The organism is Enterobacter sp. IF2SW-B1 (assembly GCF_001743375.1).
Classification (GTDB): Bacteria; Pseudomonadota; Gammaproteobacteria; order Enterobacterales; family Enterobacteriaceae; genus Enterobacter; species Enterobacter bugandensis.
Genome location: NZ_MJAA01000095.1, coordinates 1 through 695 on the forward strand (window position 1 = coordinate 1; position 695 = coordinate 695).

Annotated in this window: 1 protein-coding gene; it reads left to right on the plus strand. The window is 61.9% G+C overall.

The genetic code is table 11. The features are described from left to right. The coding region (locus A6013_RS23885; protein ID WP_175437406.1) for an Ig-like domain-containing protein at positions 1-695 on the plus strand (695 nt) is incomplete at both ends.

Sequence of the window (695 nt, forward strand, 5' to 3'; positions counted from 1 at the left end):
ACCACCGGCGATAACTGGACGCAGGCGAAGTCTGGCCAGGTGACGTTCACGGCTGACAGCAGCACGGCAAAAGTCAGCGCGCTGGAGGTGATCGACAATAACGCCGCAGCAGACGGGACGGACACCACGCGCGTCAGGGTGACGGTGAAGGACGCCCATGAGAACCCGGTTGCAGGACAGGCAGTGAGTTTTGATGCCGGAACCGGCGTCATCATTCCGGCAACGGCAGAGACCGGGAAGGATGGTACCGTCACCGTCAGTCAGACCAGCCTGAAGGCCGGGGAGTTTCAGGTAAACGCGACCATTGGCGATAACTGGTTACACGCAAAATCTGTTCTGGTGACGTTCACGGCTGACAGCAGCACGGCAAAAGTCAGCGCGCTGGAGGTGATCGACAATAACGCCGTGGCAGACGGTACGGACACCACGCGCGTCAGGGTGACGGTGAAAGACGCCCAYGAGAACCCGCTTGCCGGGCAGGTGGTGAATTTCAGGGCCGGMGAGGGGGTTATCCTTCCGGCAACGGCAGAGACCGGGAAGGATGGTACCGTCACCGTCAGCCAGACCAGCCTGAAGGCCGGGGAGTTCCGGGTGGAGGCCACCACCGGCGATAACTGGACGCAGGCGAAGTCTGGCCAGGTGACGTTCACGGCTGACAGCAGCACGGCAAAAGTCAGCGCGCTGGAGGTGATCGA